The organism is Aeromonas enteropelogenes (genome assembly GCF_000819845.1).
Lineage (GTDB): Bacteria > Pseudomonadota > Gammaproteobacteria > Enterobacterales > Aeromonadaceae > Aeromonas > Aeromonas enteropelogenes.
The window spans coordinates 327,846-342,647 of sequence record NZ_CDCG01000037.1; the positions used below are offsets into that span (position 1 = coordinate 327,846).

At 56.6% G+C, this 14,802-nt stretch carries 11 protein-coding genes and 1 pseudogene; 6 read left to right on the plus strand and 6 right to left on the minus strand.

Annotation, left to right across the window (positions count from 1 at the left end):
- Positions 1-35 precede the first annotated feature (35 nt).
- Positions 36-944: a Gfo/Idh/MocA family protein gene (locus BN1123_RS14305; protein WP_042027770.1), complete on the minus strand. Its 909-nt coding sequence runs from the start codon at positions 942-944 to the stop codon at positions 36-38.
- 157 nt (positions 945-1,101) lie between these two features.
- Entirely contained in the window at positions 1,102-1,323 is a 222-nt protein-coding gene (locus BN1123_RS14310) for a hypothetical protein (protein WP_026458329.1), read from the minus strand.
- Positions 1,324-1,925: 602 nt separating this feature from the next.
- Between BN1123_RS14310 and BN1123_RS21000 the strand changes: the two genes are divergently transcribed.
- The 3 genes from BN1123_RS21000 (at position 1,926) to BN1123_RS21485 (ending at position 3,906) form a co-directional block, all read left to right on the plus strand.
- Complete coding sequence (locus tag BN1123_RS21000) at positions 1,926-2,786, plus strand: hypothetical protein (RefSeq protein WP_082037550.1); 861 nt, start codon at positions 1,926-1,928, stop codon at positions 2,784-2,786.
- A gap of 88 nt (positions 2,787-2,874) precedes the next feature.
- The gene (locus BN1123_RS21480; protein WP_156130608.1) at positions 2,875-3,153 is read left to right on the plus strand and encodes a hypothetical protein; all 279 of its coding nucleotides are present in this window, start codon (positions 2,875-2,877) and stop codon (positions 3,151-3,153) included.
- A gap of 123 nt (positions 3,154-3,276) precedes the next feature.
- Complete coding sequence (locus BN1123_RS21485; protein WP_156130610.1) at positions 3,277-3,906, plus strand: hypothetical protein; 630 nt, start codon at positions 3,277-3,279, stop codon at positions 3,904-3,906.
- Between the two features lie 59 nt (positions 3,907-3,965).
- Here the strand turns inward: BN1123_RS21485 and BN1123_RS14320 are convergent.
- Positions 3,966-4,277, minus strand: a pseudogene (locus tag BN1123_RS14320) (DUF3362 domain-containing protein); the annotation flags it as partial.
- Positions 4,278-4,517: 240 nt separating this feature from the next.
- Between BN1123_RS14320 and BN1123_RS14325 the strand changes: the two are divergent.
- On the plus strand, positions 4,518-5,228 hold the full coding sequence (locus BN1123_RS14325; protein WP_156130612.1) for a PA3715 family protein: 711 nt from the start codon (positions 4,518-4,520) through the stop codon (positions 5,226-5,228).
- A 113-nt stretch (positions 5,229-5,341) separates the two neighbouring features.
- Here BN1123_RS14325 and BN1123_RS14330 read toward each other — a convergent pair whose 3' ends face one another.
- The 3 genes from BN1123_RS14330 to BN1123_RS14340 form a co-directional block, all read right to left on the minus strand.
- Positions 5,342-7,702, minus strand: a complete 2,361-nt coding sequence (locus BN1123_RS14330) for a YgiQ family radical SAM protein (protein WP_042027776.1) — start codon at positions 7,700-7,702, stop codon at positions 5,342-5,344.
- Between the two features lie 214 nt (positions 7,703-7,916).
- Positions 7,917-11,033, minus strand: a complete 3,117-nt coding sequence (locus tag BN1123_RS14335) for an efflux RND transporter permease subunit (RefSeq protein WP_042027777.1) — start codon at positions 11,031-11,033, stop codon at positions 7,917-7,919.
- Entirely contained in the window at positions 11,033-12,082 is a 1,050-nt protein-coding gene (locus BN1123_RS14340) for an efflux RND transporter periplasmic adaptor subunit (protein ID WP_042027778.1), read from the minus strand. The genes BN1123_RS14335 and BN1123_RS14340 overlap by 1 nt, the downstream gene beginning before the upstream one ends.
- 198 nt (positions 12,083-12,280) lie before the next feature.
- Here BN1123_RS14340 and BN1123_RS14345 point away from each other — a divergent pair, with 198 nt between their 5' ends.
- Positions 12,281-13,843, plus strand: coding sequence for a sensor domain-containing diguanylate cyclase (locus BN1123_RS14345; protein WP_156130615.1), 1,563 nt, complete (start codon positions 12,281-12,283; stop codon positions 13,841-13,843).
- A 33-nt stretch (positions 13,844-13,876) separates the two neighbouring features.
- Positions 13,877-14,746: a patatin-like phospholipase RssA gene (gene rssA / locus BN1123_RS14350; protein WP_042027780.1), complete on the plus strand. Its 870-nt coding sequence runs from the start codon at positions 13,877-13,879 to the stop codon at positions 14,744-14,746.
- Positions 14,747-14,802 lie beyond the last annotated feature (56 nt).

Genomic DNA, 14,802 nt, shown 5'->3' on the forward strand with positions numbered 1-14,802 from the left:
AACGACACCGTCATTTGCACCGGATTGAGGGATGGTTACTCCCCCGCCAGGGCGACCAGCTGCTCCGCCAGCCGGTGGCCGTGCAGGTAGGAGGCGATCAGCTCGCCATCGGCACGGCCCTTCTCAATTTGCTGATACCAGTGTTCCAGCATGGCGGCAAAGCCCCGCTGGACCAGCACCGGCTGCCAGTCATTTGGCACCAGCGCCTGCGCCGTCTTGTCGCGGGCGACGATGCCGCGGGTGCAGTTTTCCAGATGAAGCGACCAGTTGTCGCCGTAAGCGTCGATACGCTCCTCGGTGATGCCGGCGCTGCGGTTCATGCTGCCGCTGATGGCGCGATCGCCGCTTTGCCAGGCCACGCTCACCCCGGCCAGCTGGCTGGCATCGGTTGGGCTGCGCCTTAGCACGGCATGTAGCTCCCCGTCCGGCACGCCGCCATAGAAGCAGAGGCCGTCGAGCACATGGATAAAGTCGTCGAACAGAAAATCCCGTGCTCGCCCGGGCAGAACAAATCTGTGTTTCTGCCAGTTGAGTTCGGTGAGCGGCTGGGCGCGGGTAGGCGCCATGGCCGGCAGATAGCGGCGGTTAAAACCGGTAAACAACGCACAGTTTTGCGCGATGGCCAGATTAGCTAGCCCCTCGGCGTCAGCCAGGTTGTCGCACAAGGGTTTGTCGACAAAGGTGGGGATGCCGGCGCGCAGGCACTGCTCGGCAATCTCGCTATGCACGGCGGTGGCGGCATGGATCATCACCCCATCGGGGCGACTGGCCAGCATGGCCGTCACCTCGGTAAAGCACTCGGCGACCCGGTACTGGCGGGCCAGCTTCTCCAATACAACCGGATTGCGGGTGCAGAGCAGCGGGGTGATCCGCTCGTCGCTCGCGAGCAGCGGCAGATAGGCTTTCTGGGCGATATCGCCAAGACCAATCAGGGCAATGCGCATTGCAACTCCTTGTCATCAACACTGTGGTGGGCAAGGTAGCACGCCCTTGCCACTGAGGGTATAAGCCAGCGCCTGTGCCCAAGGCGCGGGTAGCGCGATAACCATAAATAATCAGGGCGACTTCTGTCGCCCTGACTATTTGCTCTGTGGTGATGGCTTATGGCTTCGCCTGCTTACGGGCATCGATCCGCTTGCCGATCATGGCCCCCAGTTCGGAGCCAACCACGGCACTGACCATGGCCAGGATCATCGGAACCAGCTCAAACCCGGCCTGCGGCCCGAACAACACGGGCACCAGCATATTGAAGCCGATGATCCCGAACACCAGCCCAAGCCCGCTACCGATCTTCTCGCTTCTGGATTTGCTTTTTACTGCCATCTCACTACTCCTGTGCCTGTGCCGTATCGGTTCTATGTCGTTTTTTGCCAGCGTTATGCCGGAGCTATGCCGGAAAAAATGGCTGCGATGCGCTCGGGGACGCCATCAGGCCTCCCCCTGTTAATCGGCCGGCAAGATAGCAAAACTGCCTCCGCCTGGCTGCCTTTATCGCCTGCCCCAAGAACTTTGATGATGCAGCTCAAAAAAGGAGGCTTTTCTGATAGTTATATCAAATTTGTGCTCGCATCAGCAGCCTCGCATGGTTAACATTCCCATACGGTGCCTATTAATCAGTAATGGGTAACTGCCCTGCTGATTAATTGAGCACTTTGGAAGCTGTAATCCACGGGCGGTAGCGTGTTTTTTGTAGGTTGGCGCAGAGCGTAGCGAAGCCCAACAGACGAGAATTATCGCCCCACCAAAACGGGACAATCGTGGATGGAATTGATCAACGCATCAAAATTAAAGATCTATTTTCGCTGTAAACGTTGAGCTTCACTTCGTTCTGCCCAGACCTACGATTTTTAGCCCAACATATAAGATTTTTAATCTCTCTCATAATCTCCTCATAAATAAAATTTTAAAGTTTAAGGATATTCCATATGTTAAAATGCTTATATATAGAGGATAACACTGTTTGCACAACATTAGATTATGAGAAAGAATCAGATAAATATAGGGGGCTAATCTATTGCTTAGAGTGCAATAGAAAAGCTTGGTATATAAAAAGCTACACAACAGAAAAATTTGAACGTGTAGCTTGCTTTGCGGCTCACCACAAAGAAGAGTGCAAAGCCTCCACTATTGAGATAGGCTCAGATGATGATGACGAAATTGAATCTGATGAAAGTAAAAACAACTCAAATATTAGAGTTGATTTAGATAAAAACATCAGCTCATCTATTTATATATCTCAAGCTAACGAAAAACATGATGACATTGAATCTGAATGGCAAACACATAGGCCAAAAAAAGCATTAGGAAATATATCTGGCTTTCCTATAAATAAGTCTCTCAAACAAATATTGACAAATTTATGTCGCAATAAAAATTACGCAGAGAAAGGACAAGACATCAGTATTGTCGCTGATTCTGGACGAGTGATTTTAAATGGTACGCTACAAGATAATTTAGTCAAAATTGAAGAGGTAACTAAAAATCATATAGGTAGACTATGTATTTTTTGGGGTACGATAAACAACCTCAACATTGACCAAAGAGGCGTTTTATGGCTCAACTATGGTGACTACCGCAAAGAACCGAGCATAATGTTTACACCAGAATTAACAGGGCAGCTTATAAAAAACTTTAAATTAAATACAGTTTCAGAATTGGATGGTTCCGATGTGATTATAATTGGTCATGTTGGCTTTTCACCAAATGGCAAGGCAATCATAAGAACTAGTTTTACAAAATACATTTCATTTAGAAGGAAATATATTTTAACATCCACAAAAAATTAACTTCATGCGACTAAAACTTAAATTACCATAACTTGGCTTATTTTACGTAACGCCTAAAAATGGCCTAATAAAATACTGGGGATAACATATGTTTGTAGGAACTGAATCCATTTATAATGAGACTATGCAGTCATTAACTCGCATTCAAAACTTTGATCCTAATTCTTTAGCAAGAGAATCAGAACTAGGACAAAAACTCAATTTTTCTGAAGCTATCTCATATGCCAAATTATTAATAGACCTTTACAATAGGCTTTCAACCACAGCACTACAAGATTTTCCTGATGACGGGTTAACTAAAATTAGAGATAATTCCAATAGCCATTTCAAAATATTTTCACAGATATTAGATTTTGATTTGGAATAACAAAGCCCAACTAGCGCCAGAACTTCTTTAATATCCTCTTTAAAGAATGCATATCAACCAGCCTTTCAAGCTCTGCATCCATACATATCATATTCTTTACATCGATCGGCTGATTTTCAACGTTTGGATTCTGATGCGCGCGCTACCCTTCAAGCTATTGAAGACAAGTCAGAGAAAATTGCTAATAAATTATCTAGACATGAGAAAGATGCCAGTGATGTATTAAATGAAATTAGACGAGTTGCAGCAGAAGAAGGCGTAACAAAACAAGCGTCTCACTTTAATGCAGAATACAACCTACACTTATATGAGGCAAAAAAATGGCAAGGATATTCAGTTAAACTATCAATTGCTTTGGGTCTATTTGCTTTTTTCTCTCTTTTTATACATAAGATACCTTTCTTAAAACCAGAGAGTACTTATGATGCAATTCAACTATCCATAAGTAAATTCTTAATTTTCTCTGTCATGGCTTATATGCTTTTTTTATCGGCGAAAAATTTTTTAAATCATAAACATAACGCCATTATCAATAAACATAGACAAAATGCTCTGATGACTCATTCCGCCCTAGGTGAAGCATCTGGTAATGATGGAATTCGTGATGCAGTTCTTCTTCAAGCTGCCTCCTGTATATTTTCACCTCAATCAACTGGATATGCATCTTCCGATAATGACATTTCAAATCAGAAATCTGTTGTTGAAATTCTCTCTACACCTGTAACTCAAGCAATCAAAGAAGTAAGTAAGTAAAACAAGAGCGACCAGATGGTCGCCTTTGTTGTTTCTAGATCTTCTCAAAACGAGGGGAATCACCAAGCCGGTCGCTTGGCACAGTTCCCTTTTACCGCAGGCTTGCCATTACCTTTTCCGCTCTTGTTGGCAGCCGCACCATGGCTCTGACTGCCAACACCTTTATTGCCAGCCCCATTACCGCGCTGGTAAACAATGTTGCTATGGCGAGTCAGGGCCAGTTTCATCCCTTTACCTGAGGCGGAGTGCTCATTGCGGCCTTCCGGCGGCACCAGACAGCCGGGGCCGTTGCCGATCAGGTGGCCCTTGCCCATCTCCAGCAGGGCTTCGTGGATCATCGGCCAGCCAGCCGGATCGTGGTAGCGCAGCAGCAAAAAGTTGGATGTCCATTTACCCAGGTTTCATTATTTCATAGCGTTTAAGATATAAATGTTGTGTACTGCCATGAAGCTGATCTAGCTAGGATAATGAAAGTAAAAATAGTGGTATATGTTGTATGAGCGTTATATTTTTCGATAGGTCAAATGGTAAGAGATATGATATCTAGGTTGTTATTTTCATTTTTTATTTTGGTTAGTGCCAATGCATCTGCCGACCCATGTTTACAGTACATGAAGTCACTTCTGGCTGCAGCAAACTACAATGATCATGTCGAGATAGTACATGATGGAAAGAAGTATCAGGGATTAACACAGAATTATACGTGTAAAACATGGCCTGCGCATGACAATATGGTGATCATCGCGATTCCATTGCGAGCCCATGGTCAAATGATGTACTCCAGTCTGGATGTTGCAGTCATTGATAGTAATGATATGAGCATCAAATATAGAACGGTGCGTCACGACCTCCTCGAACATGAGGATTATTCCGATGGTGATATGTTTATTGATACCGCACCATATCAGTTGAACCCTTCACATCTTGCGTTTGGCTTAAGAATTAACTGGGATACAAAGCGCCGTCTTGCTACTACCTTGAACCTGTTCCAGCCGAAAGATAATGGGTCTCTTGCCTTGGTTATGAAAGGGTTGATTGTTGACTCCCACCATCGGCTTGGCAAAAGTAATCAGATGTGCAGCGCTGAATATGCCGTCAGAAAATCATTGCTTCATGTCCGAAAAAATGACTCATCATCCGGTTACAAGGATATTCTTCTGACTAGTATATCCAGTAACACCAAGTCGACCGAGAAATTTAATGGAGGAAGCGTGGAGTGCATTAATGAGGAGTTTGAAACAGACCGGCGAGTCGACACACTAGTCTATGATGGGAAGGAATATAAAATCCCTCCTTATCTCTATTTTTATTACTCTTATTAATATAGTGACAATATCACTAGTATATTAAATGTATGTTTATCCATTATTACTTTCTTAAAAAGGCGACCTTCTGGTCGCCTTTTTTATTTCTATCGTTTGCCAATCAGGAAACCTCACCGCACCGGTCGCTTGGCACCATTGCCTTTAGCCGCAGGCTTGCCACCTTGAGCTGCGGGTTTGGCACCCGGCTTGGCGGAGCCAGCGCGAGTCGGGGTTTTACCCTTGTGGGCGGGTTTTCCAGCAGGTTTGCTCTTACCCGCATTCTGGCCAGCATTCTTGCCTTCGCCCTGTGCGGCCGGTTTGCCGTTAGCCGCCCCTTTCTGCAGCTGGGAACCCACCGGTTTGCCGCCCGTTGCCTTGTTGCCTGCGCCATTGCCACGCTGATGGGCAATGTTGCTATGGCGAGTCAGGGCCGGTTTCATCCCTTTACCTGAGGCTGCACGCTCGTTGCGACCTTCCGGCGGCACCAGACAGCCGGGGCCGTTGCCAATCAGGTGACCCTTGCCCATGGCGAGCAGGGCTTCGCGGATCATCGGCCAGCCAGCCGGATCGTGATAGCGCAGCAGCGCCTTGTGCAGGCGGCGGCGACGCTCGCCCTTGGCGACGAACACATCGCCCCCCTCGCGGCTCACCTTGTTTAGCGGGTTTTTCTCCGTGTAATACATGGTGGTGGCGTTGGCCAGCGGCGACGGGTAGAAGTTTTGCACCTGATCGAGCTTGAAGCGGTTCTCCTTGACCCAGAGCGCCAGGTTGATCATGTCTTCATCCGTGGTGCCCGGGTGGGCCGAGATAAAGTAGGGGATCAGGTACTGCTGCTTGCCCGCCTCTTTCGAGTATTTGTCGAACAGCTCCTTGAACTGGTAGTAGCTGCCCATGCCCGGCTTCATCATCTTGGAGAGCGGGCCCTCCTCGGTGTGTTCCGGCGCGATCTTGAGGTAGCCGCCCACGTGGTACTTGGCCAGCTCCTTGATATAGCGGGGATCTTCCACCGCGATGTCGTAACGCACCCCGGAGGCGATCAGGATCTTCTTGATGCCCTTGAGGTCGCGCGCCTTGCGGTAGAGGTTGATGGTCGGGCTGTGGTCGGTGTCCATGTGCGGGCAGATGGTGGGCCAGACACAGGAGGCGCGCCGACAGGTCTGCTCGGCCTTGGGGCTCTTGCAACGCAGCTTGTACATGTTGGCGGTGGGGCCGCCGAGATCCGAGATGACGCCGGTAAAGCCCGGCACCTTGTCGCGGATATCTTCGATTTCTTTCAGGATCGACTCTTCCGAGCGGCTCTGGATGATGCGCCCCTCGTGCTCGGTGATGGAGCAGAAGGAGCAACCGCCGAAGCAGCCACGCATGATGTTGACCGAGGTCTTGATCATGTCGAAGGCCGGGATCTTCGCGTTGCCATAGGCCGGGTGCGGCACCCGCTGGTAGGGTAGGCCGAATACGCCATCCATCTCGTCGGTTTCGAGCGGGAAGGCGGGCGGGTTGACCCAGACGATGCGATCGCCATGGGCCTGGGAGAGCGCACGGGCGCAGCCCGGGTTGGTCTCGTGGTGCAGGATGCGCGACGCATGGGCGTAGAGCACCTTGTCCTCTTTCACCCGCTCGAACGCCGGCAACTTGACGTAGGTCTTCTCCCACGGCTTTTGCTTTGGCGGCTGCACCAGGATGGGCTTGGCCTCTTGTTCACTTGGCGCTGTGCCCTCGTCGTCGCTGCAGGGAGCCCCTTCCATATAGGGATTGGGGATGGGGTCGATGCGGCCAATCTGGTCGAGCTTGCTGGAATCCACCCCGCGCCAGCCCGGCAGCGGTTCGCGGCGAATAACGGCGGTGCCGCGAATGTCCTGCATGGTCTCGATGGTCTCGCCGCCTGCTATGCGGTGGGCCACCTCCACCAGGGGGCGCTCGGCGTTGCCGTAAATCAGGATATCGGCCTTGGCATCGAGCAGGATGGAGCGGCGGATGGTCTCGGACCAGTAGTCGTAGTGAGCGATGCGGCGCAGGGACGCCTCGATGCCGCCGATGACCACCGGGACCTCCTTGAAGGCCTCCTTGCAGCGCTGGGTATAGACCAGGGTGGCGCGGTCGGGGCGCTTGCCGCCCACATCCCCCGGGGTGTAGGCGTCGTCGTGGCGCAGCTTTTTATCGGAGGTGTAGCGGTTGATCATGGAGTCCATGTTGCCCGCCGTCACCCCGAAGAAGAGGTTGGGCTTGCCCAGACGCATAAAGTCATCTTTCGATGACCAGTCCGGCTGGGCGATGATGCCGACCCGAAAGCCCTGGGATTCAAGCATGCGGCCAATCACCGCCATGCCGAAGCTCGGGTGATCCACGTAGGCATCGCCGGTTACCAGGATGACGTCGCAGCTGTCCCAGCCCAGCTTGTCCATCTCTTTGCGGGACATGGGCAGGAAGGGCGCCGTGCCATAGCACTCGGCCCAGTAGCGGGGATAGGAGAAAAGGTTGGGTACCGGCTGCATTTTAACCACCTGGAACAATTCGGGTCGCGCATTATACCGATTGCAGCCAAGGGGAGCGATGGCTTTTTGCCCCCATAAGTCGCGCGGGATAAGGGGGCGGCCGCCTCTCTCGCCCGAATACAAGTGGCGCGTCAGCACTACCTGTACATAGGCATGTGAAACGACAAGGGCGCCCGCAGGCGCCCTTTTGCTATTGGATGACATGGACTGCCACTTAAGGCAGTGGCGGCTGCTCGCCCTTGGTCTGGTTCAAACTGAGCGCCTCGTCCACCTGGCGATCCCGCGCCCCCGTCATGCCGGCGTGGCGGGCGATCAGGTGGTAGATGGCAGGCACCACCAGCAGGGTGACCAGAGTCGCCAGAGAGAGGCCGAAGAAGACCACGGTCCCCACCGCCATCCGGCTCTCGTAGCCCGCCCCCATGGAGAGCATCAGCGGCACGGCGCCGATAATGGCGGTAAGCGAGGTCATCAGGATGGGGCGCAGGCGGCGCACCGAGCCTGCGATGATCGCCTGCTCGAACGACTCACCGCGCTGGCGCAACTGGTTGATGAACTCGACGATGAGGATACCGTTCTTGGTCACCATGCCGATCAGCATGATCATGCCGATCTGGCTATAGATGCTCATCTCCTGCCCCGTCAGCCAGAGCCCCAGCAACCCGCCGAAGATGCCAAGCGGCACCGTCATCATCACCACCGCCGGGGTCAGGGTGCTCTCGAACTGGGCCACCAGCACCAGATAGACCACCAGCAGGGCGAGGCCGAACACCAGCGCCATCTCCCCCTGATTGTCGCGATAATCCTTGGAGTCGCCGGCGTAATCCACCGTCATGCCGGTGGGCAAGTGAGTGTTGGCCCAGCCATCGAGAAAGTCGAGAGCCTCCCCCAGGGTGTGATCCGGGTGCACGTCCGCAGTCAGGGTGATCGCCTTTTGTCGCTGGTAGTGGTTGAGACGGTTGGCGGTGGCCACCTGCTTGACGGTGGCCAGGGTCGAGAGGCTCACCATCTCGCCGTTCGCGGCCTTGAGATAGATGCGGCCAAGATCCGAGACGCCGTTGAACTCCTGCTGGTTGCCCCGCAGGTAGACGTCATACTCCTCGCCCCTGTCCACATAGGTGGTCTTGCTCACTCCGCCCAGCAAGGCCTGCAAGGTGCTCGCCACGGTGGAGACCGGAATGCCGAGCTGGCTGGCGCTGTCGCGATCTATAGTCACGCGAAGTTCCGGGGTCTTCTCGGCGTAGTCAAGATCCGGCGTCAGCATCAGGCCGCTGCCCTGGGCGGCCTGTTGCAGCGCCAGCCCCTGCTGGTAGAGCTCGTCATAGTCGTTGCCCTGCAGCACGAACTGCACCGGCGCGGTGGAACCGCCGCGAAAACCCGGCTGGAAGGTGCGGATCATCACGTCGGGAATGCCCGCCAGCTTGCCCCCCAGGGAGCGGGAGAACTCGGTGGCGGTGATGTCCCGCTCGGCCCAGTCGGCGAGCTGGATGATCACCATGCCGGTCTGATCGCCGCCACGACCAAAAGCCGGGGTGCTGAAGCTCATGGCCTGCACCAGCCCCTTGCCCAACATGGGCATGATGGCGGCCTCCACCTGCTGCATGTTGCGCTTCATCCGCTCGATACTGGTCCCCTCTGCCCCCTTGACGAACACATAAACCACGCCCCTGTCTTCGGTCGGGGTCAGGCTGGTGGGCAGCTGCTGGAACAGGGCGCCGATGCCGCCAAGGCAGAGCAGCAGCACCAGCGGCGTCCAGCGGGAGCGGCGCAGCACGGCGCCAAGCAGGGTGCGATAGTGCCCCTCCACCCAGCCGAGGCCGCGATCGAGGGCCGCGGTCAGGGCGTTGGGCCTGTCCAGCGGGCGCATCAGCCAGGAGCCCATGGCCGGGGTCAGGGTAAGCGCCACCAGGGAGGAGCAGAGCACGGCGAGCGACAAGAGGATGGCAAACTCGGTAAAAAGCCTGCCCACCATGCCATCCATAAAGGCAATGGGCACAAACACCATCACCAGCACGGCGGTGGTGGCGATGACTGCAAAGCCCACCTCGCGGGTACCGTGCCAGGCGGCCAGCAAGGGAGATTCCCCACGCTGCAGATGGTGGTGGATGTTCTCCACCACCACGATGGCGTCATCCACCACCAGACCGATGGCGAGAATGAGGGCCAGCAAGGTGATGAGGTTGATGGAAAACCCGAAATACCAGGCGCCGATAAAGGCCGAGATGAGCGACACAGGCACAGTCACCGCCGGAATGAGAGTGGTGCGCCCCTGGCCGAGGAAGAGATAGAGCACGGCCACCACCAGCACGGCGCAGATGGCCAGGGTCTCGTACACCTCGTCGATAGCCTGCTTGATGAAGATGGTGGAGTCATAGTCCACCTCAAGCACGGCCCCCTCCGGCAAAAAGCGCTGCATTTCGCCGAGCTTTTTCTCTATGCCTTGCGCCACCGCCAGCGGGTTGGCGGTGGATTGCGCGACTATGCCGATCCCCAGACTCTCGCGGCCATTGCGCTGATAGGCACTGTCTTCGTTCTTGGCCCCCACCTCCACATCGGCGATGTCCGCCAGATAGATGCTCTGGCCGTTGCTGGCGGTGGTGATCTGCAAGTTCTGGAAATCCTCGGCGCTGTGGTAGAGACGGGCGATCTGCACCGACATGGTCATGCTGTTGTTGCGAATTTCCCCGCCGGGCAGCTCTATGTTTTCCCGCTTGAGGGCATCCTCCACGTCCGCCACCGTGATGCCGCGGGCCGCCATGTCGGCGGGGCGCAGCCGTACATACATCACCTGAGTGAGATCGCCGGAGAGCATCACCTCGCTCACCCCGTCCACCAGGCTCAAGGGATCGACCAGGATCCGGTTGGCGTAGTCGGTCATGGCGGTGCGGTCCATCTGGCTGCTGCTGAAGTTGAGCCAGACCGCCACGTCGCCGTTGCCGCTGTCCTTGGTCACCAGGGGCTCGTCTACCTCATCGGGCAGTCGCGGCCGGGCGCGGGAGAGGGCATCGCGCACGTCCGAGATCCCCTCCACCATGTTCCAGCCGAGCTTGAACTCGACGGTGATCATGGAGCGCCCCTTGCGGGTCACCGAGTTGATGTTCTTGATGCCGCTGATGCCGGAGAGCTGATCCTCGATGGGCTTGGTGACCTGACTCTCCATCACCGAGGGGGCAGCCCCCTCATAGGTGGTGGTAATGGAGACGGACGGAGTCTGCACGTCCGGCATCTCCCGCACCGTCAATTTGGAAAACGCCACCAGACCGAACACGGTGAGCAACGCGCTGAGCACGACCGCCACCAGCGGGCGGCGGACCGAAATATCCGAGAGCCACATCAGCCATTGACCTCCGCCAGATCGTGCACCAGCACCCCATCGCGCAGGTTGACCAACCCTTCGACCACGATGCGATCGCCGACCTCGAGCCCCTCGGTGACCCAGACGGTCTCCCCTTCGGTTTCACCCAGCACCACGGGTATCCGCTTGACCCGGCCATCGGCCTCGAGACGATAGACGAAGCGCTGCTCCCCCACGTACTCCACCGACTGGGCGGGGATCAGGGTCAGCTGGCGGGCCGGCAGGGCCAGCACCACATTGAGCAGCATGCCGGGACGCAGCTGGCCATTGGCGTTGGGGATCATCACCCGCGCCTTGATGTTCTGGCTGTCGTTGGAAACCCGGCTGTCCAGGGTGGTGAGGGTGCCGGCAAAGTGCTGATCCGGCCAGGCGCTGCTGGTGGCAGTCACCGCCATGCCGGGGTGCAGCAGGGAGAGATAGCGCTCCGGCACCGCCAGATCGAGGCGCAGCTTGTCCACTTCATCCAGATGAAGCAGGTTGTCGCCGCTGTTGACCAGAGCCCCTTCGCTGAGATCGATAAGACTCACCCGGCCCGCAAACGGGGCCTGCAGGGTACGAAGGGATAGCTCGTAACGTGCGGCATCGAGCCGCGCCTTCGCCTGATCGACGGCGGCCTGCTGCCCCTCCAGCTCGGACTGGGTCACGGCGCCGCGGGCCACCAGCTTGCGCATCTCATTCAGTTTGCGGGTCTCGTCGCGCAGGCTCGCGCTCTGCTCGGCCAGTTCCGCCTGCTGCTTGCCCGAGTCCAGCGCGATCAGGGTCTCGCCCCTGGCCACCGTCTGGCCTGACTGCACCGCTATGTTGACGATGCGGCCCGTGACCTCCGGGCTGATGATGACGGAACGGTTGGCGGTGAGCTTGCCCACCAGCTTGAGGGTCGGCTCCGCCAGACTCTGGGTCACGGTCTGGGTACGGATATTGATTTGTCTGGCGGGTGCCTTGGCGGCAGGCTCACTGTGGCGATACGCCCAGACGGCGGCCACCACGACACAAAGAAGTCCCAGGCTGAGCCAGATACGCATTTTCATCGAACGATCCATGGAGAGTAGAAGGAAAGATATTCCGGATAGGGGCCATTTTAGCCCCTGACTATGCCGTGACTATGAGCAAATGTGACAAAACGTAACAAAAAGGGAGGAAGATCATCGTGTTGGTGATTAAATGATTAATTCCTCAACAGATTGGCATAAAATGGAGGCTCTCCATTACCAACAGGTGTGGACACCTTGTTCCTATCGACGTTGTTTGATCGCCGCTTCTTCTCCCCTTTCACCTGGCCGTTGCTGGCGCTGGCCGCATTGCTCATCATCCTGGCTCTGCGCCAGTCGCTCAGGCAGATAGAGGATGTCTACCAGAGCGACACCCTCAACAGTGCCATCCATCTGCGGGATCAATTCAGGCAGAGCCAGGTGTTTCTGGAGGCGATGCACGGCCAGGCCGAGGAGCGGCTGCGCAGCACACCCCAGTCAGCCCTGACCCACCAGCTCTATCACCATATCGAAGCCTTGCCGGGCCTGGGGTTGGCGCTTGACCATCGACCACTCGAGTTGCCCCGGAAGCTGGTAGGCAACCTGACCGGCGCAGGTCCCTTGCCACCAACGGGGAGCAAACGGGAAGCCAGACTGCATCTGGCCCTGAGTCTCTCGCCCCTGCTTTCCACCGCGAGCCGGGAGTTTGACAATGAGATAGCCTGGGTCTACTTCACCGGAGTGGACCACTTTATCTACCTCTATCCCTGGGTCCCCTCCAGCCGGTTTCGCTTCTCTCCCTCGCTCTACCAGAGCACCTATTGGCAGGATGCCCTGGCAGCCCATAACCCGGAGCGGGGCACCATTATCTCGCGCCCGTTCAACGACCTCGCAGGGACAGGCCAGCTCATCACATTGTCACGCCCTCTCTATCAGGAGGGGCATCTGGTGGGGATGCTCAGCATGGATATCCAGCTCTCGCGCTTGCATCAGCAGCTTGACGAGCTGATCCCGGAACTCGGGGATTACATGCTGGTCAACCAGTATCGCCAGGTGCTGGCCAGCAGCGCGGCAAACGCGGTCGCGCCCGCCGATCTGACACCCTCCTCTACCTATCTTTGGCAGCAGGGCACCTTGCGCCTGATCCTGGCCATTCCGGACACCCCCTTGCGCCTGATCCACACCATTTCCCTCTGTCCCCTGCTGCTGGCCATGATCTGCCAGTCGGGCCCCACCCTGCTGGCCATCCTCTTCATGCTGCTGGCGGCGCTCTCCAATCTCAGGGCCAGGCGGCTCAACCAGCGACTCAACTACCTCTCTTGCCACGACAATCTGACCGGGGCCTTCAACCGTCATTACCTGGCGCAGCTGGAGCAGCAAAACACCCTGACGCCGGCGCAGCAGACCGGTTTTCTGATGTTCGATGCGGATCACTTCAAACGGGTCAACGACACCTTCGGCCATGGTGTCGGTGATGCCGTGCTGATCCGCCTGGTGCGACTGTGCCAGGGGCAGCTCAGGCGCGAGGACTGCCTGATCCGTTGGGGCGGCGAGGAGTTTCTGGTGCTGATCGCCCAAAGCGACGGTGCCCTGCTCGCCGAGGTGGCCGAGCGCCTGCGCGCCGTCGTCGCCGGGCATGACTGGGGCGCCATCGCTCCCGGTCTTGCCGTCACCATCAGCCTGGGCCACCACGCCTGTTGCGAGGATATCCCCCACCACGAGGCCGTGCGCCGCGCCGATGTGGCGCTCTATCAGGCCAAGGCCAATGGCCGCAACCGCAGTGAAAGATGGCAGAGTGACGCCTGCGAACACACGGGGTAAGCTGATGTTCCAACCCCTTTCAGGAGGAAAGTCGTGCCAAGAAAACCCCGCATAGGGCTCGCGCTGGGGAGCGGAGCCGCCAGAGGATGGGCCCATATCGGCGTCATCCGTGCCCTTGAACGCCTCGGTATCAAGCCGGATCTCATCGCAGGTTGCTCCATCGGCAGCTTTGTGGGGGGCGCCTACGCCGCCGGCGAGCTGGATCGACTGGAAGCATGGGTGCGCGACTTTACCCGGCTGCAGGTGGTGAGCCTGCTCGACCCCGCCCTCTCAGGCGGCCTGTTTCGCGGCGAGAAGGTGTTTGGCATCGCCGCCAACTACCTGGGTAACCCGGATCTGGAAGACCTTCCCCTCCCCTTCGCCTGCGTCGCCACCGAACTCGATACCGGCCGCGAGGTCTGGCTGCAGCAGGGATCGCTGCGCCAGGCGGTCCGCGCCTCCTGCGGCATGCCGGGGATCCTGACCCCGACCCGGGTCAACGATCACTGGCTGGTGGATGGCGCCGTGGTCAACCCCGTGCCCATCTCCCTGGCGCGCGCCATGGGGGCCGAGGTGGTGATCGCGGTCAACCTCAACACCGACATGCACCAACCCTGGACCGACCAGCCGGATCAGGTCAGCAACGGCGGCCTGCTCAGCCAGTGGCTCAACCGGGGCGAGAGCACACCCGCCACCCCGGGCATGTGGAGCGTGATGACAGGCTCCATCAACATCATGCAAGAGCGCATCACCCGGGCCCGGATGGCGGGGGATCCGCCGGAGATCCAGCTCTGCCCTCGCCTTGGCAGCTTCTCCATCATGGATTTTCATCGCGCCGTCGATGCCATCAACGAAGGGGAGGCCTGCGTCGAGCGCAGCCTGGATCAGCTCAAGGACGAACTGGGGCGACTCGGGGTGCTCTGATCATCCTCCAACACACAAGCAAAACAGAAAGAGCGCCTTGCGGCGCTCTTTTGCTA

Coding starts and splice junctions, on each gene's coding strand:
- BN1123_RS14310 (WP_026458329.1), bottom strand. CDS start 1,323: ATGGCAGTAAAAAGCAAATCCAGAAGCGAGAAGATCGGTAGCGGGCTT.
- BN1123_RS14335 (WP_042027777.1), bottom strand. CDS start 11,033: ATGTGGCTCTCGGATATTTCGGTCCGCCGCCCGCTGGTGGCGGTCGTG.
- BN1123_RS21000 (WP_082037550.1), top strand. CDS start 1,926: ATGTTAAAATGCTTATATATAGAGGATAACACTGTTTGCACAACATTA.
- BN1123_RS14330 (WP_042027776.1), bottom strand. CDS start 7,702: ATGCAGCCGGTACCCAACCTTTTCTCCTATCCCCGCTACTGGGCCGAG.
- BN1123_RS14340 (WP_042027778.1), bottom strand. CDS start 12,082: ATGAAAATGCGTATCTGGCTCAGCCTGGGACTTCTTTGTGTCGTGGTG.
- BN1123_RS14305 (WP_042027770.1), bottom strand. CDS start 944: ATGCGCATTGCCCTGATTGGTCTTGGCGATATCGCCCAGAAAGCCTAT.
- BN1123_RS14325 (WP_156130612.1), top strand. CDS start 4,518: ATGAAGTCACTTCTGGCTGCAGCAAACTACAATGATCATGTCGAGATA.
- BN1123_RS21480 (WP_156130608.1), top strand. CDS start 2,875: ATGTTTGTAGGAACTGAATCCATTTATAATGAGACTATGCAGTCATTA.